27 protein-coding genes and 1 pseudogene are annotated in these 21,163 nt (G+C 72.0%); 14 read left to right on the top strand and 14 right to left on the bottom strand.

Annotated features, from left to right (window positions below; all coding sequences use genetic code 11):
* Window positions 1-2: 2 nt before the first annotated feature.
* The 6 genes and pseudogenes from mftF to mftA form a co-directional block, all read right to left on the bottom strand.
* Window positions 3-1,331 (bottom strand): annotated as a pseudogene (mftF, locus tag AB0C35_RS35540) (mycofactocin biosynthesis glycosyltransferase MftF); the annotation flags it as partial.
* Window positions 1,328-2,074 (bottom strand): mycofactocin biosynthesis peptidyl-dipeptidase MftE, encoded by a 747-nt coding sequence (mftE, locus tag AB0C35_RS35535; RefSeq protein ID WP_358465977.1) that lies wholly within the window; start codon window positions 2,072-2,074, stop codon window positions 1,328-1,330. The pseudogene mftF and the gene mftE, both read right to left, overlap by 4 nt.
* Window position 2,075: 1 nt before the next feature.
* Window positions 2,076-3,263 (bottom strand): pre-mycofactocin synthase MftD, encoded by a 1,188-nt coding sequence (gene mftD, locus AB0C35_RS35530; RefSeq protein ID WP_358465975.1) that lies wholly within the window; start codon window positions 3,261-3,263, stop codon window positions 2,076-2,078.
* Window positions 3,264-3,352: 89 nt separating this feature from the next.
* Window positions 3,353-4,636 carry a mycofactocin radical SAM maturase gene (gene mftC, locus AB0C35_RS35525; RefSeq protein ID WP_358465973.1) on the bottom strand — a complete coding sequence of 428 codons (1,284 nt, stop codon included), beginning with the start codon at window positions 4,634-4,636 and terminating at the stop codon, window positions 3,353-3,355.
* Entirely contained in the window at window positions 4,633-4,911 is a 279-nt protein-coding gene (mftB, locus tag AB0C35_RS35520) for a mycofactocin biosynthesis chaperone MftB (RefSeq protein ID WP_358465971.1), read from the bottom strand. Before mftB ends, mftC begins: the two co-directional genes overlap by 4 nt.
* Before the next feature lie 6 nt (window positions 4,912-4,917).
* The gene (gene mftA, locus AB0C35_RS35515; RefSeq protein WP_358465969.1) at window positions 4,918-5,040 is read right to left on the bottom strand and encodes a mycofactocin precursor MftA; all 123 of its coding nucleotides are present in this window, start codon (window positions 5,038-5,040) and stop codon (window positions 4,918-4,920) included.
* Between the two features lie 66 nt (window positions 5,041-5,106).
* On the opposite strand from mftA, the gene mftG reads away from it, so the two are divergent.
* Window positions 5,107-6,648: a mycofactocin system GMC family oxidoreductase MftG gene (gene mftG / locus AB0C35_RS35510; protein ID WP_358465968.1), complete on the top strand. Its 1,542-nt coding sequence runs from the start codon at window positions 5,107-5,109 to the stop codon at window positions 6,646-6,648.
* Between the two features lies 1 nt (window position 6,649).
* Here mftG and mftR read toward each other — a convergent pair whose 3' ends face one another.
* Both mftR and AB0C35_RS35500 read right to left on the bottom strand, forming a co-directional pair.
* Window positions 6,650-7,294, bottom strand: coding sequence for a mycofactocin system transcriptional regulator (gene mftR / locus AB0C35_RS35505; RefSeq protein ID WP_358465967.1), 645 nt, complete (start codon window positions 7,292-7,294; stop codon window positions 6,650-6,652).
* A 27-nt stretch (window positions 7,295-7,321) separates the two neighbouring features.
* A complete protein-coding gene (locus tag AB0C35_RS35500) occupies window positions 7,322-8,074 on the bottom strand; it encodes a helix-turn-helix domain-containing protein (protein ID WP_358465966.1) in 753 nt (250 codons plus the stop codon).
* 88 nt (window positions 8,075-8,162) lie between these two features.
* Here AB0C35_RS35500 and AB0C35_RS35495 point away from each other — a divergent pair, with 88 nt between their 5' ends.
* Window positions 8,163-8,636 (top strand): hemerythrin domain-containing protein, encoded by a 474-nt coding sequence (locus AB0C35_RS35495; RefSeq protein ID WP_358465964.1) that lies wholly within the window; start codon window positions 8,163-8,165, stop codon window positions 8,634-8,636.
* A 23-nt stretch (window positions 8,637-8,659) separates the two neighbouring features.
* On the opposite strand, the gene AB0C35_RS35490 is transcribed toward AB0C35_RS35495, so the two are convergent.
* Complete coding sequence (locus tag AB0C35_RS35490) at window positions 8,660-9,364, bottom strand: helix-turn-helix domain-containing protein (protein ID WP_358465962.1); 705 nt, start codon at window positions 9,362-9,364, stop codon at window positions 8,660-8,662.
* A gap of 200 nt (window positions 9,365-9,564) precedes the next feature.
* Here AB0C35_RS35490 and AB0C35_RS35485 point away from each other — a divergent pair, with 200 nt between their 5' ends.
* The 3 genes from AB0C35_RS35485 to AB0C35_RS35475 all read left to right on the top strand — a co-directional run bounded on the left by AB0C35_RS35485 (window position 9,565) and on the right by AB0C35_RS35475 (window position 11,746).
* Window positions 9,565-10,035 (top strand): hypothetical protein, encoded by a 471-nt coding sequence (locus AB0C35_RS35485; RefSeq protein WP_358465960.1) that lies wholly within the window; start codon window positions 9,565-9,567, stop codon window positions 10,033-10,035.
* 176 nt (window positions 10,036-10,211) lie between these two features.
* Window positions 10,212-10,568, top strand: coding sequence for a ferredoxin (fdxA, locus tag AB0C35_RS35480; RefSeq protein WP_358465958.1), 357 nt, complete (start codon window positions 10,212-10,214; stop codon window positions 10,566-10,568).
* Window positions 10,569-10,858: 290 nt separating this feature from the next.
* Window positions 10,859-11,746 carry a universal stress protein gene (locus AB0C35_RS35475; protein WP_358465956.1) on the top strand — a complete coding sequence of 296 codons (888 nt, stop codon included), beginning with the start codon at window positions 10,859-10,861 and terminating at the stop codon, window positions 11,744-11,746.
* 7 nt (window positions 11,747-11,753) lie between these two features.
* On the opposite strand, the gene AB0C35_RS35470 is transcribed toward AB0C35_RS35475, so the two are convergent.
* Window positions 11,754-12,323: a hypothetical protein gene (locus tag AB0C35_RS35470; RefSeq protein ID WP_358465954.1), complete on the bottom strand. Its 570-nt coding sequence runs from the start codon at window positions 12,321-12,323 to the stop codon at window positions 11,754-11,756.
* A 164-nt stretch (window positions 12,324-12,487) separates the two neighbouring features.
* On the opposite strand from AB0C35_RS35470, the gene AB0C35_RS35465 reads away from it, so the two are divergent.
* The 3 genes from AB0C35_RS35465 (at window position 12,488) to AB0C35_RS35455 (ending at window position 15,543) form a co-directional block, all read left to right on the top strand.
* Window positions 12,488-13,339 (top strand): universal stress protein, encoded by an 852-nt coding sequence (locus AB0C35_RS35465; RefSeq protein WP_358465952.1) that lies wholly within the window; start codon window positions 12,488-12,490, stop codon window positions 13,337-13,339.
* 97 nt (window positions 13,340-13,436) lie between these two features.
* Entirely contained in the window at window positions 13,437-14,429 is a 993-nt protein-coding gene (gap, locus tag AB0C35_RS35460; RefSeq protein WP_358465950.1) for a type I glyceraldehyde-3-phosphate dehydrogenase, read from the top strand.
* Window positions 14,430-14,475: 46 nt separating this feature from the next.
* Window positions 14,476-15,543 (top strand): tellurite resistance/C4-dicarboxylate transporter family protein, encoded by a 1,068-nt coding sequence (locus tag AB0C35_RS35455; RefSeq protein WP_358465948.1) that lies wholly within the window; start codon window positions 14,476-14,478, stop codon window positions 15,541-15,543.
* A 55-nt stretch (window positions 15,544-15,598) separates the two neighbouring features.
* On the opposite strand, the gene AB0C35_RS35450 is transcribed toward AB0C35_RS35455, so the two are convergent.
* Entirely contained in the window at window positions 15,599-16,045 is a 447-nt protein-coding gene (locus tag AB0C35_RS35450) for a MarR family transcriptional regulator (protein ID WP_358465946.1), read from the bottom strand.
* 26 nt (window positions 16,046-16,071) lie between these two features.
* Between AB0C35_RS35450 and AB0C35_RS35445 the strand changes: the two genes are divergently transcribed.
* Together AB0C35_RS35445 and AB0C35_RS35440 are read left to right on the top strand one after the other, a co-directional pair.
* Window positions 16,072-16,461: a tautomerase family protein gene (locus AB0C35_RS35445; protein ID WP_358465944.1), complete on the top strand. Its 390-nt coding sequence runs from the start codon at window positions 16,072-16,074 to the stop codon at window positions 16,459-16,461.
* 68 nt (window positions 16,462-16,529) lie between these two features.
* Window positions 16,530-17,348 (top strand): DUF4241 domain-containing protein, encoded by an 819-nt coding sequence (locus tag AB0C35_RS35440; protein ID WP_358465942.1) that lies wholly within the window; start codon window positions 16,530-16,532, stop codon window positions 17,346-17,348.
* A gap of 127 nt (window positions 17,349-17,475) precedes the next feature.
* On the opposite strand, the gene AB0C35_RS35435 is transcribed toward AB0C35_RS35440, so the two are convergent.
* Window positions 17,476-17,646: a hypothetical protein gene (locus tag AB0C35_RS35435; RefSeq protein WP_358465941.1), complete on the bottom strand. Its 171-nt coding sequence runs from the start codon at window positions 17,644-17,646 to the stop codon at window positions 17,476-17,478.
* Between the two features lie 155 nt (window positions 17,647-17,801).
* On the opposite strand from AB0C35_RS35435, the gene AB0C35_RS35430 reads away from it, so the two are divergent.
* On the top strand, window positions 17,802-17,957 hold the full coding sequence (locus AB0C35_RS35430) for a transposase (protein ID WP_358465940.1): 156 nt from the start codon (window positions 17,802-17,804) through the stop codon (window positions 17,955-17,957).
* Window positions 17,958-17,975: 18 nt separating this feature from the next.
* Entirely contained in the window at window positions 17,976-18,497 is a 522-nt protein-coding gene (locus tag AB0C35_RS35425) for a transposase (protein WP_358466125.1), read from the top strand.
* A 90-nt stretch (window positions 18,498-18,587) separates the two neighbouring features.
* On the opposite strand, the gene AB0C35_RS35420 is transcribed toward AB0C35_RS35425, so the two are convergent.
* Entirely contained in the window at window positions 18,588-19,166 is a 579-nt protein-coding gene (locus AB0C35_RS35420; protein ID WP_358465938.1) for a hypothetical protein, read from the bottom strand.
* Between the two features lie 590 nt (window positions 19,167-19,756).
* Here AB0C35_RS35420 and AB0C35_RS35415 point away from each other — a divergent pair.
* On the top strand, window positions 19,757-19,909 hold the full coding sequence (locus AB0C35_RS35415; protein ID WP_358465937.1) for a DUF397 domain-containing protein: 153 nt from the start codon (window positions 19,757-19,759) through the stop codon (window positions 19,907-19,909).
* Between the two features lie 10 nt (window positions 19,910-19,919).
* On the top strand, window positions 19,920-20,129 hold the full coding sequence (locus tag AB0C35_RS35410) for a DUF397 domain-containing protein (protein ID WP_358465935.1): 210 nt from the start codon (window positions 19,920-19,922) through the stop codon (window positions 20,127-20,129).
* Window positions 20,130-20,518: 389 nt separating this feature from the next.
* On the opposite strand, the gene AB0C35_RS35405 is transcribed toward AB0C35_RS35410, so the two are convergent.
* Entirely contained in the window at window positions 20,519-21,094 is a 576-nt protein-coding gene (locus AB0C35_RS35405; RefSeq protein WP_358465933.1) for a dihydrofolate reductase family protein, read from the bottom strand.
* Window positions 21,095-21,163 lie beyond the last annotated feature (69 nt).

Below are 21,163 nucleotides of genomic sequence, written 5' to 3'. Positions count from 1 at the left end.
CCGGTTCCGTAGGCGACGTCCTCGGTGAGCCGCAGGACGGTGTAGCGGGCGGGGTCGACCGAGGGCCGCTGCTGCAGCCACTCCAGCGCGATGGGTGCGAGCATGGCCGCGGCGGCGGTGCGGGCGAGGCGGCTGCGCGGGCACGCGGCCAGCGCGAGCAGCCCGGCGGGCCACCATTCCCGGCGCAGCGCGTGCCCGAGACCGACGGCGTCGGCGACGACGCCCTGGCCGACGAGCGAGACGGCGAGGCTCCAGTCCGCGGGCAGCGGCGCAAGGCGCCTGGCCAGCAGCGCCGCCGAGACGCCCGCGCACGCGGCGGCCGCGCCGGGGCGTCCCCGTGCGAGCAGCCCGAGGACGGCGAGGTTCCACATCGACGGGCGGGCGGGGGCGAGCCTGCCGGGGTGCCGCCGGGCCAGGTCGGCGGCGGACGTGCCGTACTCGTGGCGCCGCCGCGCCCAGTCCGCCGGGCGCAGCCGCCCCGTGTGGGTGACGTGGGCGGCGGGCTCGTAGCGGACGTTCCATCCGAGGTCGGACAGCCGCCAGACGAAGTCGACGTCCTCGCCCAGCCGCAGCTCCTCGTCGAAGGCGTCGCCCTCGACCGCCGCCGCGCGCACCAGCAGCGTCGCGGTGGGCACGAAGCCGAGCCTGCCCCCCGGCCGGACGAGCGCGGGCCGCGTCCCCATGTCCAGGGAGGACCGGGCGGCCTCGTAGCGGGCCAGCAGCGGGGAGCCGTGGCCGCCGCCGGGCAGCACCCGCGGGGCGACGGCGGCGACACGGGGGTCGTCGAAGTGCGGGACGAGGACGTCCAGCCAGCCGGCGCCGGGGCGGCAGTCGGAGTCGACGAACGCGACGAGCGGTGTCTCGACGAGCCGCAGGCCGGTGTTGCGCGCGGCGGCGGGGCCACGGTTGCGGGGGTGCCGGACGAGGCGCGCGCCGTGCGCGGCGGCCGCCCGCCGCAGCGGCCCGGGGTCCGGTGACCCGTCGTCGACGACGATCACCGGCACGTCCGCGACGGCAGCCAGGCACCGCTCCAGCTCGGCGGCGCGCCCGTACGCGGGGACGACGACCGTCACGCCGTGCGGGCCGGGACGCGGCGCCGGGACGGGGTGGGCCATGCCGAGGTCGAGGAGGCGGCGGGCCACCGCGCGCCCGGTGGGGGAGGCGTCGGCCAGGCCCCGCGTCCCGGCCCGGCGCAGCGCCGCCAGGTGCGGGCGGGCGGCGTCGGCGAGGCGCACGACCTTCCAGGGCGACCCGCCGGTGGCGACCCGACCGCTTGACCAGAAGGACGTCTCCCGGTCCAGCGCGACGGCGAATCCGGCCGGGAGCCTCATGCCCGCGCCTTCGGTCCGGGGTCGAGAAGACGGCCGCGGCCGTCCACCCGCCCGCCGCCCATCCGGCGCACGACGGCCGCCGCCATGGCGTCCACGATCTCGCGGCCCAGCTCTCCGGAGGCCCCGGCCGGGTCGCCGAGCACACCGGACGGCGACACGGCCCGCACTCCCCGGGCGACCAGCTCGGGCATGATCTCGGTGATCGGGCGGGTGTCGCCGGCGACCCCGCCGAAGGGCCGCACCAGGCCGGGGGCGAGGTGCAGCATCACGGACGTCTCGGTGACCCCGGCGTGCGCGTCGCCGCCGGGAACGCCGCAGCCCACCCAGGCGGCGTCGTGCCCTTCGCGGCGCAGCCGGGCCACGGCGGCGTCGAGCGTGGCGACGTTGCCGCCGTGCCCGTTGACGAGGACGACGCGCCCCGCCCACGCCGCGAGCGAGCGCACGGTCTCCACGATCACGGCGTGCAGCGCCTCGTGCCCGATCGAGATGGTGCCGGGGAACCCGGCGTGCTCACCGCTGGCGCCGTAGGCGATCGCCGGCGCGACGAACACCTGCCCGTCCGTCTTCGCCCGGAGCGCATCGGCCGCCCGCTCGGCGACGGCCTGCGCGATCACCGTGTCGGTGGACAGCGGCAGATGCGGCCCGTGCTGCTCGGTCGACCCGAGCGGCACCAGGACCAGGGGCGCCGCGCCGACATCCGGCCAGGCCGCCCCCGCCAGATCGCCGTCCCCGGTTCCGGTCATGTCAGCCCGCCGTGTCGCCGCCCAGCGTCAGGCGGAAGCCCGGCGGGACGACGAGGTCGTCGGGGGACAGCTCGTGGACGCTGGAGTGGCCCAGGCCGAGGACGGCCGAGTCGAGGCCGCCGCGCAGGATGTCCAGGACGTTCTCCACCCCGGCCTGCCCGTTGGCGGCCAGGCCCCACAGGTACGCGCGGCCGACGAGCACGGCCCGCGCGCCGAGGGCGAGCGCCTTGGCGACGTCCCCGCCGCGCCGCACGCCGCCGTCCAGCAGCACCTCGATCTGGTCGCCGACCGCGTCCGCGATGGACGGCAGGACGCGGATCGTGGCGGGCGTGGTGTCCAGGTTGTTGCCGCCGTGGTTGGACACCGACAGGGCGGTGACGCCGGCGTCGACCGCCTTCTTGGCGTCGTCCACGCGCGTGACGCCCTTGAGCATGAACGGGCCGCCCCACTCCTTGCGCATCCACGCCACGTCCTCCCACGTGGGAGGCGGAGTCTGCATCCACTCGCCGTAGGCGCCGAAGAACGTGGGGGCCGGTCCCTGCGGCGGCTTGAGGTTCGGCGTCGTGAGGTCGGGCAGGCGGCCCGTCCTGGCGAACTTCCACAGCCAGCCGGGGTGGGGCAGGACGCCCGGCGCCAGCTTCGCCATGGTCTTGAGGTCGATCTTCTCCGGGATCATGGGGCTGCCCCAGTCCCGGCCGTGGGAGAACGACCAGTCGAGCGTGGCGATCAGCGCCTTGGCCCCGGCGTTCTTCGCGCGTTCCATGCGCTGCAGCATCGCGTCGCGGTCGCCGCTCCAGTACATCTGGAAGAAGACGCTGGGGTTGGCCTCCGCGACCTCTTCCACGGGTTTGCTCGCGAACGAGCTGAGGCCCATGATGACGCCCCGGTTGGCGGCCGCCCGCGCCACGGCGACCTCACCGTCGGGGTGGACGGCCTGGACGCCGGTGGGGGAGATGAGCACGGGGAACGACGACTCCACCCCCATCACGGTGGTGGACAGGTCGCGCTCGGCCTTGTGCCCGACGACGCGCGGCGCGAAGCCGAGCTCGCCGAAGGCGCGGGTGTTGTCGCCGACCGTCCGGCCGCGCTCGGACCCGGCGACCAGCGCTCCGTAGACCATGTACGGCAGCCGGCGCTTGGCCCGGCGCTGCGCCTCGGCCACGGTCTCGAACCACGGGTTCCTGAACATCGTGCTCCTGGATTCGTTGAGTTGCGGCGTGTTGTCGTCATGGGCGGCCTCGGAACCACACGACACGCCGCAAGTGAACGTGGGGTGGATCAGGTGATGCGCAGCCCGGCGAGGGGGTTCTCCTCGCAGGCGCTCACCGGCGGGCGGTCCGGGGGACGGCGTGACAGCGTCACCGGGACCGGCCTCCGCCGGGCCGGGGCGGTGCGGTGCGAGTGGTCGGCGGACGGCTTGGGGATGCCCGACCGGTCCTCGGGACGCCCGGCCAGCAGCTTCTCCCCGTGCCCCTGGACGCATTCGGGGTCGGGGCCGTCCAGCGGGAGGCCGGTGAAGAACTTGGCGGCCATGCACCCGCCCTTGCACGTGTCGTAGAAGGCGCAGGAGGTGCACGCCCCGCCGTTCTGCGGCTCGCGCAGGCCGCGGAACAGCTCGGACTCGCGCCAGACGCGGGTGAAGCCGCCCGGCCGCCGGATGTTGCCCGCGAGGAACTCCTCGTGGATCGCGAAGGGGCACGCGTACACGTCGCCGACCGGGTCGATGAGGCACACCACCCGCCCGGCGCCGCACAGGTTGAGCCCCGGGAGCGCCTGCCCGTAGGCGGACAGGTGGAAGAAGGAGTCGCCGGTCAGGACGCTGTCGCCGTGCGCGACCAGCCAGTCGTACAACTCGCGCTGCTGCCCGCTCGTGGGGTGCAGCTCGTCCCACACGTCGGCGCCGCGGCCGGACGGGCGCAGCCGGGTCAGGCGGAGCTGGGCGCCGTGCTCGTCGGCGATCGCCTTGAACGCGTCCATCTGCGGGATGTTGTGCCGGGTGCACACGACGGAGAGCTTGAAGTTCTTCATGCCCGCGTCGGCGAGGTTGCGCATCGCGCGCAGGGCGGTGTCGTAGGAGCCGGGGCCGCGCAGCGCGTCGTTGACGTCGGCGGTCGCGCCGTCGAGCGAGATCTGGACGTCGACGTAGTCGTTGGCCGCGAGCCGCCGCGCGACCTCGGGGGTGATCCGGACGCCGTTGGTGGAGAACTTCACGCCGACGTGGTGCTCGGTGGCGTAGTCGAGCAGCTCCCAGAAGTCGGGCCGGACGGTCGGCTCGCCGCCGCCGATGTTGACGTAGAAGACCTGCATGGCCTCCAGCTCGTCGATGACGGCCTTGGCCTCGGCGGTGCTCAGCTCGCGCGGGTCGCGGCGCCCCGAACTGGACAGGCAGTGCGCGCAGGACAGGTTGCAGGCGTAGGTGAGTTCCCAGGTCAGGCAGATCGGCGAGTCGAGCCCGTACTCGAACAGGTCGACCAGCCGCGTCCCCGGCTCCGCGGTGGCGGGCCCCTTGGCGGGCCCGGTGGTGGCGGGTGCCGTGCGGGCGGGCCCTGTGGTGGCGGTCACGAGGAGGTCCTTTCGACGAGCATCGAGGACCGGACGAGCGCGCCGAGGGCCGCGCGGTACCGGGCCAGGTCGGAGTCCGGGACGCCGGCCGCAGTGCAGGCGTCCCGTGCCGTGGGCGCGTCCTTGAGGGACCGCACGACGTCCAGCAGGCGGCGGTCCTTGAGGAACGACAGCTTGCGGGTGCCGAAGTGGTAGAGGAGCGCGCCGAAGGGCTCGGGCCGCACCGAGACCTGCGGGTGCAGGTCCCAGGCGCGGTCGAGGTCGATGCCTGGCATGGCGGTCTAGTACACGCCGCACATGCCGTCGATCGAGACCTCCTCGATGAGGGACTCGGCGACGTCGAACTCCTCGGCCGCGTCGTCGGCCTGGTCCGCGACCTGGTTCTCCGGGGCTGTGGTGTCCATGGGTCCTCCTTTGCCGGCTTGGTCGGATACTAAATGCATCGAGTGCCAAAAAGATAGGGTCCGATCATGATCCGGCGTGCCGACGTGCTCGTCGTCGGGGCGGGCGGCAGCGGCGCCGCCCTGGCGGCCAGGCTCAGCGAGGACCCGGCCCGCGAGGTCGTGGTCGCGGAGGCCGGGCCGGTGCCGCGCGCCCTGCCGGAGTTCCCGGCGGACCTGCTGGACGCCCGCCTCGTCCCGGGCGCCCGGCCGGGGAACCCCGCCGTCCGGACGTTCGCGGCCCGGCTCACGTCCGGCATGCCCTACATGGCGGCGCGGGGACGCTTCCTCGGCGGGTCGACCACCGTGAACGGCGGCTACTTCATCCGGGCACGGCGCGCCGACTTCGACCGCTGGTCCGCCGCGGCGGCCGACGACCTCTGGTCCTATGACCGGGTACTGCCCTTCCTGCGCGCACTGGAGAGCGACCTCGACCACGGGGCCACCGCGCTGCACGGCGACCGCGGCCCCGTCCCCGTCCGCCGGACCGGCCTGCGGCATCCCGCCGCCGCGGCGTTCCAGGCCGCCGCCCGCGAACTCGGGCATCCCGCTGAGCCCGACAAGAACGCCCAAGGCGCGCCCGGCTTCGGCGCCGTCCCGTCGAACACGGTGGACGGCCGGCGCGTGAACACCGGGATCGCCTACCTCCTCGGCGCGGCGGCACATCGCCCCAACCTCACCGTGCTCGGCGGCTGCACCGTGCTGTCGGTGGTCATCGGCCGGGGCCGGGCGACCGGCGTCGTGGCCGAGCGCGCCGGCCGCCGGACGGTCCTGGAGGCGGACGAGGTCGTGCTGTGCGCGGGCGCCCTCGCCTCACCGCACCTGCTGCACCTGTCGGGCGTCGGCCCCGCCGGCGACCTCGCGCACGCCGGCATCCCGGTCGTCCACGACCTTCCCGCCGTGGGCGCCGCGCTCAGCGACCACCCGCAGGTCGCCGTGGAGTGGGTCCCGCGGCGGCCGATGCCCGAGCCGTCCGGCTCGTGGCTAGGCGGCGTCCTGCACCTGGCCTCCTCCGGCGGCGCCGAGGCGGGCGACCTGGAGATCCTCCAGTCCCTTGTGCCCATCGCGGGCCTGGTCACCGGGACGACCACGGTCCCCGGCGCGCCCCTGCCGTTCCTCGTGTCGGTGCTGACTCCGCGCACGGCCGGCGCGCTGCGCACGGTGTCGGCCGACCACGGCGTCCCGCCGCACATCGAGTACGGATACCTGGAGACCGATGCCGACCGCCGCCGGATGCGCGAGGCGGTGCGGGCGGCGGCGGACGTGGTGGCCACCGCCTCCTTCGGCGAAATCTCCCGGGACCTGGCCGGGCCCGCCGCCGCGATCCTGCACGACGACCGCGAACTCAACCGGTGGATACGCGTCCGGCTCGGCACGTCCCAGCACACCTGCGGCACGGTCCCCATGGGGCCGGCCGCCGCCGTCGACGGCCGCGGCCGGGTCCACGGGCTCGACGGCCTCCGCGTCGCCGACACCTCGATCCTCCCGGCGGCCCCGCTGCGCGGCCCGGCCGCCACGGCCGTCCTCATCGGCGAGCTGATCGCCCACGCCGTCCGGCGCGAGCCGTCCTGAGTCAGGACGAGGGCATGGCCCCGGCGTCGTCCAGCACCGCAGACAGGCCGGTGCCCAGGTGGCGGATGGCCTCGTCCAGCAGGCCGGACAGGGCCGTTCGCCCCTCGCACGCCAGCCAGTGCTCATAGGCGGAGACCGAGGCGGCGAGGACCAGGTGGCCGGCGAGCCGGGGGACCGGCGCCGACGGCGGGACGCCGGTGCGCCCCGCCACGAACTCGGTGACGACCGCCCGCCAGGAGGCGTAGCGCAGGGTGGCGTCCGCCTGGAGGGTCGGCACCCGCAGGATCAGTTCCATGCGCTGCCGGTGCCAGGGCACCTCCTGCGGGTCGAACCGGTTGAACTCGACGACGGCCCGGCGCACCGCGTCCATCATCGGCGCGTGCGGATCGGCGTCGTCGAGCAGCCCGCGCAGCCGGCGCAGCTGACCCTCGAAGTCACCCCACACCAGGTCGTTCTTGGACGAGAAGTAGCGGAAGAACGTCCGCCGCGCGATTCCCGCCGCCGCCGCGATGTCGTCCACGGTCGTCTTGTCGAACCCCTGCCGGGCGAACAGTTCGAAGGCCAGACGTTCCAGGGCGGCCGGCGAGGTCGCGCGCGGCCTGCCCATCGCCCGCCGGCTTGCGGTCGTCCCGGCCTTCGAGGTCACGGGTACAGGTTCCCACGCCCCGCTCGCTCAGGTCGCCGAACCCCGCGAGGTCTCCGGTCCCGCGGGACCGGGTTCTATGTGGGCCCGGCACGTGCGGGGGGTGACGAAGGGCTCCAGCCGCGCCGCGGACTCGGGCGCGCCCAGTTCGGCGAGGGCGCCCTGCATGAGCCCGAGGTGGACCGCGCAGGTCACGTCCGGGTGGTGCTCGGCGACCTCGCGGAACGGGCAGGCGTGCAGCGTGATCCCGCTGCCGGCGGGGTCCGGCTCGGGCGCGAAGCCGAGGTCGGCGAGCAGCGCCGTGACCCGTCCGGCGGCCTGCTCCGGGCTGAGCCGGGTGAAGGGCGCCGGTTTGCCGATCAGGTAGCCGCCCCAGGCGCGGCCGGCCCGCCCGGCGGCGGCCGCGGGGTCCGGGCCGACGCCGGCGAGGTGGCCGGCGAGGATGTCGGCGAGGAGCCGGTACCCGCCCCCGGGGTCGTCGCCGCCGGACGGGCGGCCGGGGTCGCCGGCCCGCGCCGCGTAGAGCAGCCGGGGCCGGCCGGGGCGGCGTCGGGTCTCGGTGGTGCGCGTGACCTGGCCCGCCTCGGCCAGCTGGTCGAGATGCCATCGGACGGTGTTGCGGTGCAGCCCGACCCGGGCGGCCACGTCGGCCACGGGGAGCGGGGACCGTGCGGACCGCAGGACGTCCAGCACCGCGCCGCGGCTCACCCCGGACAGCACCGCGCGGCGGCGGCCGTCCGGGGCGGCGCCGGTCGCCCGTCCCGCTGCCTGGTTGTTCCGCACACGGTACATTTTTACCGAAACTGGCTATAAAAACAAGACAGCGCTGGTTAAAAGCCCTACCCTGGTGGCGCGAGCAGGAGGAGTGAGCATGGAGAACGAGCCGCTGTCGTCGGCGCTGGAGCGTGAGCACCGCGAGATCGACGAGGGAATCGAGTCCTTCACCGTAGCTCTGGCGGAGGGCAGGGAGGACACCACTCCGCTGAAGCGCGCGATGGAGGGCCTGCGCCGCCACATCTACCTCGAAGAGGAGTTCCTGTTCCCGCCGCTGCGGGCGGCGGGCCTGATGGCGCCGGTCTTCGTCATGCTGCGCGAGCACGGCGAAATCTGGCGGACGATGGACCGCCTGGACGCCGCGGTCGCCCGCGGCCTCGCGGACCGCCAGGTGCGGGAGCTGAGCGCCGAACTCCTGGAACAACTGGACCGGCACAACTCCAAGGAGGAGCCGATCCTCTACCCGCAGGCCGACGCGGTGCTGACCCCCGAGGCGACCGGCCATCTCCGGGAGTTCCTCGCGGCCGGCCGGCTTCCCGCCGGCTGGGTGTGCCGCCAGGTGCAGGCCTGACCCGTGCGGCCCGCCGGCCGGTGTCAGGCGGACGTCGCGCCGTTGGCGGCGGCGAGGTGGGTGACGCACAGACTGGGCTCGACGAACGGGTCGAGACGTTCGGCCGCGACCGGCGCGTCCAGTTCTTCGAGCAGGCCCTGCATGAGCCCCAGGTGGATCGAGCACACGACTTCGCGGTGTTCCTCGGCGGCCTCGCGGAACGGGCAGTGGTGCAGCAGGACCTGGCGCTCGTCCCCGGCCGTGACGGCCTCGGGGGCGAAGCCGATGTCATCGAGTGCGCGTACCAGCTGTCCGGTGGCGGCGGCCGCGTCGAGGCGGCGGAACGGCGGCGGCCGCTCGGCGAGATAGCGTCCCCAGGCCCGCCCGATGCGCAGGGCGGCCTGACCGGGCTGGGGGATCTCGGCGGCCATGAAGCTGGTGAGGATCTCCGCGAGGAGCCGGTAACTGCGCCGCCCGGTGTGGGCCGCTTCCGGGCGGGCGGTGTAGAGGATGCGGGGCCTGCCGGGCTGGTCGCGCTCCTCGGTGCTCCGCTCGGCCAGGCCGGCTTCGACCAGGGCGTCGAGGTGGAACCGGGCCGTGTTGCGGTGCAGGCGCACCCGCTCGGCCACGTCCCCGACGGTCAGTGACGCGCCGGCGTCCGTCAGCGCCGCGAGCACCTGGGAGCGGCTCTCTCCCAGCTCAGGCGCCGCCGCGCCGGGATCGGTCCGGGTCCGCGCACGCGCATCCATGCCGGTCATATTTCCACAGGACGATGGTAGAAACAACGCGCTCCGCGCCAGGTCACGCGCCGAAACGACCGGTGTTCCGCCAACACTCACTTGTTTTTTCACAATCTCTCTTGTAAAAAACAGGGAGTGAGGTCGGGACGACCGCGACCGGTGTGCGCACCGGGCGGCGCGCCGATCCGAACAACGATGCGGAGGCAGGAATGTCCGATCAGGTCGAGGCCGTGCTCGCAGGCGTCCTCATCCTCGCCACGTCCGTGTGGACCGGCGGGTTCGTCGCGATCGCCGTCGTGGCGCGCGTCGCCGCCCGTACGCTCGGCCCCGCCGAGCGGGTCGCGTTCTTTCGCGCCCTCGGCCGCGCCTACGCGGTGGTGGGCGTCGCCGCGCTGGCGCTGGCCCTCGCCAGCGGCGCGGCCCTGGTCTCCGGCCGGTCATGGGACGGCGTGCTCATCGCCGCCGCCGCTGTGGCCGCCGCCCTCGTGATCACCCTGCTGGCCGGCGTCGTCCAGGCGCGGCGGATGACCCGCCTGCGCCGTGGCGCACTGGACGACCCGGGCGACGCGCAGAAGGCCGCCCGCGTGCGCCGGGGAGCCCGCGGCGCCGGCGTGCTGCGCGCGTTCCTCGGCGCCCTGACCCTCGCGCTCCTCGCCCTCGGCGTCGTCCTGGCGACCTGATCGCCCGGGGCAGTGAAGGTGATCTCCTCCGAAGGGGGCGGCCCGCCTGCCCCGCGGGGGCGTCGGGCAGGCGGGCCGGGCAGTGAGGCGTGCTAATTGCACGACCCTAGATTGTTTATACAAGAAGAGTAGTGCAAAATAGGAGCCGAGACAACGGGCCGACCGAGGAGACTGCCGTGACGTACGTGATCGGTGAACCGTGCATCGACGTGATGGACCGCGCCTGTGTGGACGAGTGCCCGGTCGACTGCATCTACGAGGGGGAGCGCGCGCTGTACATCCACCCCGACGAGTGCGTCGACTGCGGTGCGTGCGAGCCGGTCTGCCCGGTGGAGGCGATCTACTACGAGGACGACCTGCCGGCGGCCCTGGAGCCGTACCGGGACGACAACGCCCGGTTCTTCACCGACGCGCTGCCCGGCCGCGACGCGCCGCTCGGCACCCCGGGCGGCGCGTCCAAGCTCGGCCACCTCGGGGTCGACACGGAGCTGGTCGCCGCCCACCCGAAGCCCGAAGAGGCGACCCGGCAGTGAGCCAGGGTAAATCTTCGGGAAAAGGGACCTTCGTCCCTAGGGCGGCCGGAATTTTCGGGGTTCACTGTTGGTGGGTGGAGGAAGCCCGTCGAAACGGCTCGGAGAAGTGGGAGACCACGGAGAAGTGGGAGACCACGCACCGTGCATCTTGTGACGTCGCCTAAGCGACGCAGGACTTCCTTCACCTTTTCGCTGCGGCGGGCACTACCTCGGCCGTCTCTGGGAATCGACGCTGAAAGCGACCGCGCGACGGATTCCCGCCGCCCGGTGGTCCTCGTGCCGACCGGCGGATGAGCCGGGGAAGGGAGCGGCCGATGGTCGCGCTGGCCAGGGCCCAGCGGCCGAACGTCCTGTTCGGCTATGACGGGACAGAGGAGAACGACCCGGCGCTGCGCTGGGCGACCGAGGAGGCCCGGCTGCGCGGGCTGGATCTCGTGATCTGCCATTGCTGGCACTGGCCGTATCCGCCGAGCCATGTCGACCGGGACGTTCAGGCGATCATCCAGCGGGCGGGGGAGAACCTCCTGGAGCAGGGCGCCGGGCGGGCACGCGACCTGGGCGCGCCGGGGGAGGTGCAGACGGTGCTGCGGCGCGGGCCGGTCCCCGAGGCGCTGGAGCGCGAGTCCGGCGACGCGGAGCTGATCGTGATCGGGTCGCATGAGCGGGATCAGCTGTCCGACGGGTCGACGGCGATGCAGCTTCCCGCGCGGTCGCACCGCCCGGTGGTCGCGGTGCGCGGCGCCGGCGCGAAGCGCGGCCCGGTCGTGGCCGGGGTGGACGGGTCGCCGGGGTCCGGCGCGGCCCTCGGCTTCGCGATGGAGGAGGCCGTCCTCCGCGACTGCGACCTTCACGTCGTCTACGGGGCCTGGGAGCCGGGCGCGGTGCCCGATTCCGAACTGTCCTTGTTCACCGACAAGGAGAAGCTGTTCCGGGTGCGCGCCGTCATGCTGGAGGAGGCCGTCCAGCCCTGGCGGGAGCGCTACCCGAAGGTGCCGGTGCGGATCTCGGCGCTGCTGGAGCGTCCCCGGGAGGCCCTGCTGAAGGCCGCCGCGGACGCCGACCTGCTCGTCGTGGGGGACCGGGGCACCGGCGGCGTGGATCCGCTGCTGCTGGGCGCGACGAGCTCGACGATGCTGCACCACGCCCCCTGCACGGTCGCGATCGTCCCGCAGCCCTGACCCGCGTTCAGGGGCCGATGCTGTGGTTGTCGAGGCGGGCCCACGCGGCGTCCCACAGCCGGTCGCGTCGCCGGTCGCACCCGAGCCGCACGAGCCCGTACAGGCCGAACAGCGGAAGACCCACGGCGAGGACGACGCCCGTCCCCGCCGCCACGGTGTTGACGACCGTCTGCGCGTGCCGATTGGGCGGCGTCAACGAGACGCCGCCGGGGCTCGCCCACGCCCAGATCCGATCTCCGGCGCGGACGCGGCTCCAGGTGGTGAAGTCGCCGGTGCGGCGCGTGCCGTCCGGATCGCTCCAGGCCACGGTGACGCGGTAGCCGCCGCGCAGCTGCTCGGCCTGCACGACGGTGGCGTTCACCCGATGCGAGGCGGCCGCCTTCTGCCGTTCGCTCCTCGTGCCGGAGTCGTGGACCGCCTGCGCGGTGTGGACGCTGAGGGGCGGGGCGACGATGAGGAAGAGCGCGAGCAGGAAGAGGCCGATCCTCCATTGGGCCCGGTCCACGTCACGGCGCAGGTCGTTGGCGTCGAAGCCGAAGGTGCGGCGCCAGCGGTCCGCGCGCGCCGGCATCCTCATGACTGCTCCTCTCGCCACCATCCAGCGTGGGCGATGTGCGGACGTCCCATTAGGGACCTTTGTCCCTTGCTGCCGACCCGGACGGCCTCTCGTGCGCCGGGGTGTGGGATTAGAGCCGTCCGGGTGGGGACTTTCGCTTTGAGGGTCTACGAGAGGAGGGCGCGATGTCCGAGCCGATCGTCGTCGGTACCGACGGGTCAGTTGAGTCGGACCGTGCCGTGGAGTGGGCCGCGGCCGAGGCCGTCCTGTACCGGCGTCCCCTGCGCATCGTGCACGCCGTGGAGAGCTGGCCGTTCAAGGCGCCGCTGTTCGCACCGCCCGAGAAGGCCGAACGTCTGTCGCGAGTGGGGAACGCGCTCGTGGAGGCGGCCGAGGCGCGCGTCCGCGAGCGGTGGCCGGACCTTGAGACGGCGACCGCGGTGGTCGCCGAGGATACGCAGGACGCCCTGCGCGAGCAGTCGGAGGACGCGTTCGAACTGGTCCTGGGCAGCCGTGGCCGGGGCGGGTTCACCAGCCTGCTGCTGGGGTCGACGAGCCTGCGGGTGGCGTCGCGCTCCACCGTCCCGGTGGTGATCGTGCGCGGGGACGTCACCGGCGGCGGCGATGTCGTCGCGGGCATCGACCTGCGGCAGGGCACGGACGCGGTCCTCGACTACGCCTTCACCGCCGCGGCGCTCCGGGGCGCGCGGCTGCGGATCGTCCACGCGTGGCAGATGCCCACGACGCTCATCGACGCCGGTTACACGGCCGAGGACGAGCAGGCGACCGGCCGGGAGCTGCGGGACCGGATGCTCGCGGCCTACGAGCCGCACCGGCGCGGCCACCCGCGGGTGGAGGTGGTCGACGAAGTCGTCCTGAAGCATCCGGTGACCGCGCTGACCGGTCCCTCGCGCGATGCCCGCCTGCTCGTGGCGGGCGCCCACGAGCGCCGCTGGAACGCGCCGCGGCTCGGGTCCACCAACCACGGTGTCATTCACCACGCGCAGTGCCCGGTCGCCGTCGTCCCTCCCCGCTGACGCACGCCACCCGTTCCGCAAGTGCGCCGTGGTTCGCGCGGGGCTCGCGGGGTAGGCGACCTATCTCGCAGGACGGCGATTTCGGGGAGGGCGTGAGATGGCGACCGTGGCGATCAACGGGCTGGGCAGGATCGGCCGTGCGGCGCTGAAGATCCTGCTGGACACCGAGGGGCTCGACGTGGCCGCGGTGAACGACATCGCCGACGCCGACAATCTGGCCTATCTGCTCAAGTACGACACCGTGTACGGGCGGTACGGCCGGGAGGTCACCGCGGAGGACGGGACGCTGCTCGTGGACGGCCACCGGATCCCGGCGTTCACCGAACGCGACCCGGCCAGGCTGCCCTGGGGCGACCTCGGCGTCGATCTGGTGCTGGAGTGCACCGGCGTCTTCACCCGCGAGGAGGATCTGAAGAAGCACATCGAGGCCGGCGCGTCCTTCGTGATCCTGTCCGCGCCGTCGAAGACGGAGACGGTGCCGACGGTGGTGCACGGCGTGAACCGGCCGGGCGGTGAGCCGCGGATCGTCTCGTGCGCGAGCTGCACGACGAACTGCATCACGCCGATCGTCGAGGTCGCGCACCGGCGGGTCGGGGTGGAGCGCGCGGTCATGACCACCATCCACGCCTACACCGGCGGCCAGCATCTGGTGGACGGCCCGAGCAAACGGTACCGGCGCGGACGGGCGGGCGCCGCCAACCTGGTGCCGACGTCGACGGGCGCCGCCCAGGCCACCACCCAGGCCGTGCCGGAGCTGGCCGGACGGTTCGACGGCGTCGCCGTGCGCGCCCCCGTCCCGGTGGGGTCGATCGCCGACGTCGTGTTCGTCGCGGCCCGGGACACGACGGCCGAGGAGATCAACGGCGCGTTCCGGGAGGAGTCCGAGAGCGACAAGTACCGGGGCATCCTCGGCGTCTCGGCGGACCCGCTGGTGTCGGCCGACATCGTCGGCGACCCGCGCGCCGCCATCGTGGATCTCGACATGACGCAGGTCGTGGACGGCACGCTGGTCAAGGTGATGGCCTGGTACGACAACGAGTGGGGGTTCACGCACCAGATGGTCCGCGAGGCCCGCGGCATCCTCGCGTGACCGCCCCGTCCTCCGCCGTCGCGGAAGATCGGAGTACGGTACTGCCGTGATTCGCAGCCGCGCCGGTGCCCATCTCGCCGCGGTGGAACAGGCGGTAGCCACCCTCAACCCGGGCTACTTCGCATTCGTCATGGGCACCGGGATCCTGTCGATCGGGGTCACCACCCACGGACTGACCACTCTCTCCACGGTGCTGCTGTGGCTGGCCGCAGCGGGGTACGCCGTCCTGGTCGTCCTGACCGCCTGGCGGGTCATCGCCTTCCGCACCGAACTGAAGACGGAGTTCACCGACCCGAGGCGCGGTTTCGGGTTCTTCACCTTCGTCGCCGCCACGAACGTCCTCGGCACCCGCCTGGTCGCCGCCGACCACAAGACGACCGCGTTCGCTCTGCTCGTCGTCGGCTGCCTGGCCTGGATCGTCCTCGGCTACGTGGTCCCGTGGACGGCGGTCCTCGGACGCGCGGAACGCCCGGTCGTGGCAGGGGCGAACGGCACCTGGTTCATCTGGGTGGTGGCCAGCCAGTCCGTCGCGGTGCTCGCCGCCGTCCTCGAACCGGTCGTCGGGTTCGGCCGCCACGAGCTGGCCGTGCTCGCGGTGGGTTCCTGGTCGGTCGGCATGTTCCTCTACGCGGGAGCCGGCGTGTTCGTCGCCGCCCGCATGCTCCTCTACCCGCTGCGCCCGGTCGACCTCACCCCGCCGTACTGGGTGGCGATGGGCGCCACCGCGATCACCGTCCTCGCGGGGGCCCGGATCGTGCAGATGGCCGACACCCCGATGGTCACCGCCACCCGCGGCCTGATCGCCGGCACGTCCGTCGTGGTGTGGGCGTTCGGCACCTGGCTGATCCCGCCGCTGGTCGCCGCCGGCTGGTGGCGCCACATCACCCACCGGGTCCCGCTGCGCTACGACGCGACGCTGTGGAGCGTGGTTTTCCCCCTCGGCATGTACGGACTCGCAGGCCACTACCTCGGCACCGCCGACGAGCTGCCCATCGTCCGCGTCATCGGCGAGACGGAGATCTGGGTGGCGCTCACCGCCTGGACGCTGACGTTCGCCGCCATGCTCGTCCACCTCGCGACCACCCTGGCACGCCCACGCCCCGCCTCCGAGTGACCGCGCCGGGCCGGCGGTGGCGGCGAGGTTGCCGCGGTCGAGCCCAGAAGGCGGATCAGGTGCCCGCGTGCTTCTCCAGGACGGCTTCGTAGGCGCGCATCGTGGCGACGATCGTGGCTCGTTCGGCGGGCGTGAGCGCGGCCAGCACCTCGGTCCAAGCGCTGGCGTTGCCGGAAAGCCATTCTGCGATCGCGGCCGCGAAGTCCGGTGCGATCGCAACGATTCTGCGTCGCCGGTCGGCGTCGTCCTCCTCCCGCGTCAGGACGCCGTGACGGGACAGGTCGCCGACCATGAGGCTGATGGTGGTTGGCGCTACTTCCAGCCGGTCGGCCAGCTGGCTCACCGTCAGTGGCCCCTCGTACTGCAGGTAGGCCAGCAGGGCGAGGTGCCGGGGAGCGAGGTCCAGTCCGCGCAGGGCGGCCGGGATCGGCATTCGCTTCGCCCGTCCGACCAGCCGCGGCATCAGGAGCAGCATCGCCCGTACGGCCTGGGCCGTCGTCATCTCGTCGCTGGCGTCCTAGAGAAGGGATGACTACGCCACATCTCACCGCACGCGTACCGGAGGCCGAACTCGCCGGCAACGAGCCGGCCCTGATCGACGCCCTGACCGATGCCGTCGTCCAGGTGTACGGCGAGTGGGCCCGCGACCTCGTGGTCATCCATCTGGACGGCGTACCGCAGGGACGCTGGGCCATTGGAGGAAGGGCCGTCGACGATGCCGCACCCGCGATCACCTTCGGCATCCGCGAGGCCGCCCTGACACGCCCCGACGGCAAAGAGATCGCGGCACGGCTCGTCGCCGGGGTGACCGACGCGGTCGCCAATGTGCTGGGCGAGCAGACGCGCGGCGGTACCAGCGTCGAACTCGTCGCCACTCCCGCGGGTCGCACCGGCCTCGGAGGCACGCTCTCCGAATAGCCGATACCCAGGTCGAGCCACGATGACGCTGTTGTTAGGCTTCCGGCCACAAACCCGCAGGAGCACAGATGAAGTGGGCGTCCCACGCCGGACGATGGATCGGCATTGTGTTCCGTCCCGAACGCCGTAGGGAACTTGCGGTCTTCGTTGCCGTGCTCGCGCTGGCGGTGGCCGCCCTCACCCCGTTCGCCGCGCTGGACCGGACGCCGGCCCAGGACGAGGGAAGCGCCCGCGAGGTGCCTCCGCTCCGGACGGCGGGCTTCGACGACCTCTTCGAGCCCGGCAGAGCCGTCACCTCGGCGGGTAGGCCGGGCACCATCGAGACCCGTCAAGCCGGCAGGCTCGACGTGCCGAGCGGGAAGCTCATCGCCTGCGACCCGTTCGTTCAAGGGGGTGACCCCGGCTACGAGAAACCCTTCACCGTCACCGTGGCGCCGGGGCGTTATCCGGTGTGGGTCTCGCTGGTCCGGTACCAAGGCGACTCAGAGCAGACCTACTCCATGGTCGCGGCCGTCAAGGTCGCCATCCGCACGGCTCCGGCGGTCCGGTGGGAACTGGCCCTCCAGCCCGGCCAGGACCCCGGCGAGCTCGAGCCGGACCACTTCTACGGCTTCGGCGTGGACACCGGCACGGGAGCGTTCCTCGACGCGTCCGCCGGGCGAGCGCTGAGCAACCTCGCCACGTCCGACGGTCTTCTGGTCGAGCGTCTCGACGGCGCCTACATCACCGACATACGCGACCCGGCGACGCGAATGAACATCGTCGCGTACTACTCGGGCTGGGGCGACGGCGCATACCCGACGTGGATCGGGCGCGCGGCGGACGGCGCCCCGACCGCTTTCGTCACCGACCTGCACGTGATCGACTACCGTGCCCAACCAAGTTGAACCGGCCCCATCTGATCGACGGTTGCCTCGCCAAGACCGGCCCGACCACCGAGCCCTGCTAGGCAATCGGGCACTACGGGCTCAACCTGGTTGGCTAGGGGCGCCCGCCCGCGCTGCGTCTTGTGGGTTACCCGTTGGGACGGGCTTTGAGGACGGCCTGGATGAGGTCGTCGGGGTCGGGCGCGTTGACGATCTTCCACTGCGTCCCGCCGGGGATGAGCGCCCACCACTCCTTGGTGGAGATGCCCCACCAGCAGACGACGCCGTTGAACCGCTCCTGCAGTTCGGCGATGGTCACTGCGTGAGCCGGGTTTGGCATGGAGGGGATGTCGGGGCACGTTGCGTCGATCGCGGTCTCCTGGTGTGTCCGCGCGGCGAGCGCGGCTGTTGCGCTGGCGCCCAGCGGCCATCGACGCCGCGCGGTTGCGGATTGCACCGGTCCTCAAGTCCTGAATGCCATCGGCCGGCAGCGTTGGCCGCCCGGAGAAGCGTCCGCGCCGTGACCTGGTGGACGCGGTGTTGTACGTGGTGGACACCGGGTGCTCGTGGCGGCAACTGCCGGCGGACTTCCCGCCCCGGCAGCCCGTCTACTGGTACTTCGTGCGGTGAGAGGAGCAGCCGGTCACGCTGTGGACGCTGGACGCGCTGCGGTGGCAGGTCTGCCAGGGCGAAGGCCGCGACGCCGATCCCAGCGCGGGCATCATCGCCGCCCAGAGCGTGAAGGCGGCCGACGCCGTAGGCCGTGAAACGCGCGGGTACGACGCGGGCAAGATGGTGGCCGGACGCAAGCGCTTCATTGTCACCGATACTCCCGGCCTGCTCATCACGGTGACGGGGTGCGCGGCGAGCGTGCAGGACCGGGACGGCACCAAAGGCACGCTGCTGGGCATGTATCTCACCTTGCCGCGCTGCCGGTTTGTGTTCGCTGACGCCGGATTTGCCGGATGCCTGGTCGGCTGGGCCTGCGGAACCTTGCGCACCACCCTGAGCATCGTCCGCAACCCCAGCAGACCAGAAGGGGCCACCGTGCTTCCGCGCCGCCGGGCGGTCGCTGGCATAGCTGACCGCACACCGCGGCTGGCCCGCCACTATGAACGTGAGCCCGTCACCAGCGAAGCCATGATCCGGTGGACGCCATTGGCCTTATGACCCGTCGCCTGGCACGGGGCGGACAGCCCGCCGTCCGGCAAGGCCCGCGCCCCCTCGAATACCAATAACAAGATCCTTCTCAAACACGCACTAAGGATCTGTCCCACTGCCCGATCCATGATCAGGCTTTCTGCTTGAGGCTCGCTGGCCCGTCTCTTCTGCTGCCTCGCGTAGCTCTGCGCCGTAATTATCGGTCTGTTTGTGAATGGCCTCAGGTGCAGCTGGGGCAGGCCAGCACTGCAGTAGGTAGTGCTCGACGGGTTCGGTCATGACCGCATCGATGGCGGTATCCCGGCCGCGTGCGTGCACCCGGACTCTGCAAGGCCCGGGCCCGGCGGTGTTGAGTGGGGGCAGGTCCGGTCCATCGCCGTCCAGCGTGGCCACCACCAGGTCACTCTCGGGTACCTGAACAGTGACTTCGGCGACTTCTTCCCAGACATCTGCCTGCACCGGAGGCGCCTGGTCGTGTGCTTCGGTAGCTACGGCGACGTAGCCGCCGGCGATGCCGGTGTGCACGGTGGCGCCAGCTCTCGGGCAAGGTGTGACCAACGCGTTGGTCACATCCCAGGACTGTGGAGGGTCCAAGTGCGCTTGCAACAAAAACTGGTGATACTCGACGAAAGTGAGTGCGTACCCATTCTGTTTGACCATCACCATGCTTACCTGCATTGCGTTAAGTGTCTGTCCGATGCGTCTGCCGCAGCAACACCTTGCCGCGGCAGACGCATCGGAAGTTCTATTCGGAGTCGGAAGGATCGTGCCCACACTACTCCTACTTCCGCAACCTCCCAAGGTTGGCGTACCAGATGATTGTCCGGGCACCCGTCAGGGGATCCGGGCCCCGTCCTATGGCCACGTGCCCTCCGGATGGAGTGGTTCTACGGCACAATATGCACCATAAACGGGTCCTTCTCGATGACACTTGCCTGCATAAAGGACGGAGTTGAGCACACTGCCGCAATCTTGCGAAAGCCGAACGCCTCTTCGTCCGCGGTGAGTACTGCCGGACCGTCAGGCGGAGACCGGCCACGAGGCTGCGCGGTTCGAAGTGGCCGCTCTCAAAACCCGCCCCAACGGGTAACCCACAAGATGCAGCGCGGCCGGGAGGCGCCCCTCAGCTCCCCGCCGCGCGGCTCCCGCTCTTCCAGTGACGACGGCCTGGATGAGGTCGTCGGGGTCGGGCGCGTTGACGATCTTCCGCTGCGTCCCGCCGGGGATGAGCGCCCACCACTCCTTGGTGTGATGGAGGAGTTGTGAATATGTGGGCCGCTAACGTCGTCCGCTGGCGCAAGAGCAGTCACAGTGACTCTTCCGGGGGATCATGCGTGGAAGTTTGCTCACTGGCCCCCATTGCGGGCTGTGGAGTGGCAGGAAAGCCCTCGGAGCGACTCTTGAGGGGGCCCCTGCGGTGAGGTGGCATCCATGATCCCGAAGCCGGATATGGCGTGGCGTGAGAGCACTCGTAGTGACAACACCGGGGGGCAGTGCGTCGAGGTGGCGGACTTGAGGGCGGCGGCCTCGGTGGCGGTGCTGGACTCGAAGGACCCGGATGGGCCGAAGTTGGTGTTCGGGGCCGACGCGTGGCAGGCGTTCGCGGGTCGCGTGAAGGGCGGGACGCTCGACCTGGCCTGAGATCACGAGCAGAGCCCCCGAACCGTGACCCCACACGGCCCGGGGGCTTTCGCGTCCCACCCTCACCCGCCTTGGCTCCTCCCGCGCGCCCCCAGCAAGGACGCCTCCACATCCGCCCGCACCGCCTAGCAAGGGCCGCACCGCCCAGAAGGGCTCGCACTGCCTGAGCCCCTTCAAGTTGCCCACCGTGCTCCGCCCCCTCCCTCCAGGTGCCGACGTCCCCGTCTGTCAAGCGGCAAGCCCGCCCTCCGACACGTCCTGACACGCTGAACTCAGTGCTCTGACTCGTCAGGGGCTACGACGGACTCCTTGCACGTGGCCGTCTCAGTCGAGTTGGCGCACCCGGGTCAGTGGCTGCCGGGTGCGTCAACTCTCCTGAGACAGGACGCTTACCGCATCACGTCGTAGACGAGCTTTGCGACACCGTTGGAGTAGGTGGCGGAATCCCGGAGCTTCAGATTCAGCTCGTCCCGATCCTCGCGGCTGAAGATGCTCTTCCCGGCTCCCAGCAGCACGGGGAACACCAGCAGGTTGTACCGGTCGATCAGGTCCGCTTCGGCCAGGCGCCGGGCCAGTTCCGCGCTGCCGTGGATGAAGATCGACCCGCCCTCTTCTCGCTTGAGCGCCGCGACGTCCTCGACCGAGCGCAGGATCGTGATCGGACCCCAGTCGTCGATCAGATCATCGTCCTTGAGCGTGGTGGACACGACGTACTTGGGAAGATTCTTGTAGGCCGCGTGGTCTTCGGATCCGGGCCAGATCGGCGCGAAGACCTCGTAGCTGCGACGTCCGAACATCAGGGCGGTGGTATCGGCCAGCTCCTCCGCCTTGAGCGAGTACGCCTCCGGCACGAACTCGGTCCGCATCACCCAACCGCCGCTGCGGTGGCCCTCGCTCTCCCCTCCCGGCGAGTCCACCACACCGTCGAGCGACATGAATCCGGTGTAGACCAGCTCTCGTGTCATCGTTCTTCCTCCCGCGTTGATCTATCCGTTGCCCCAGGCGAACAGGACCGGCTTCTGTCGACCTGTCTG

This window comes from Spirillospora sp. NPDC048819, from assembly GCF_040650055.1.
GTDB lineage: Bacteria > Actinomycetota > Actinomycetes > Streptosporangiales > Streptosporangiaceae > Spirillospora.
This window is presented reverse-complemented; position numbering and strand designations above follow the sequence as displayed.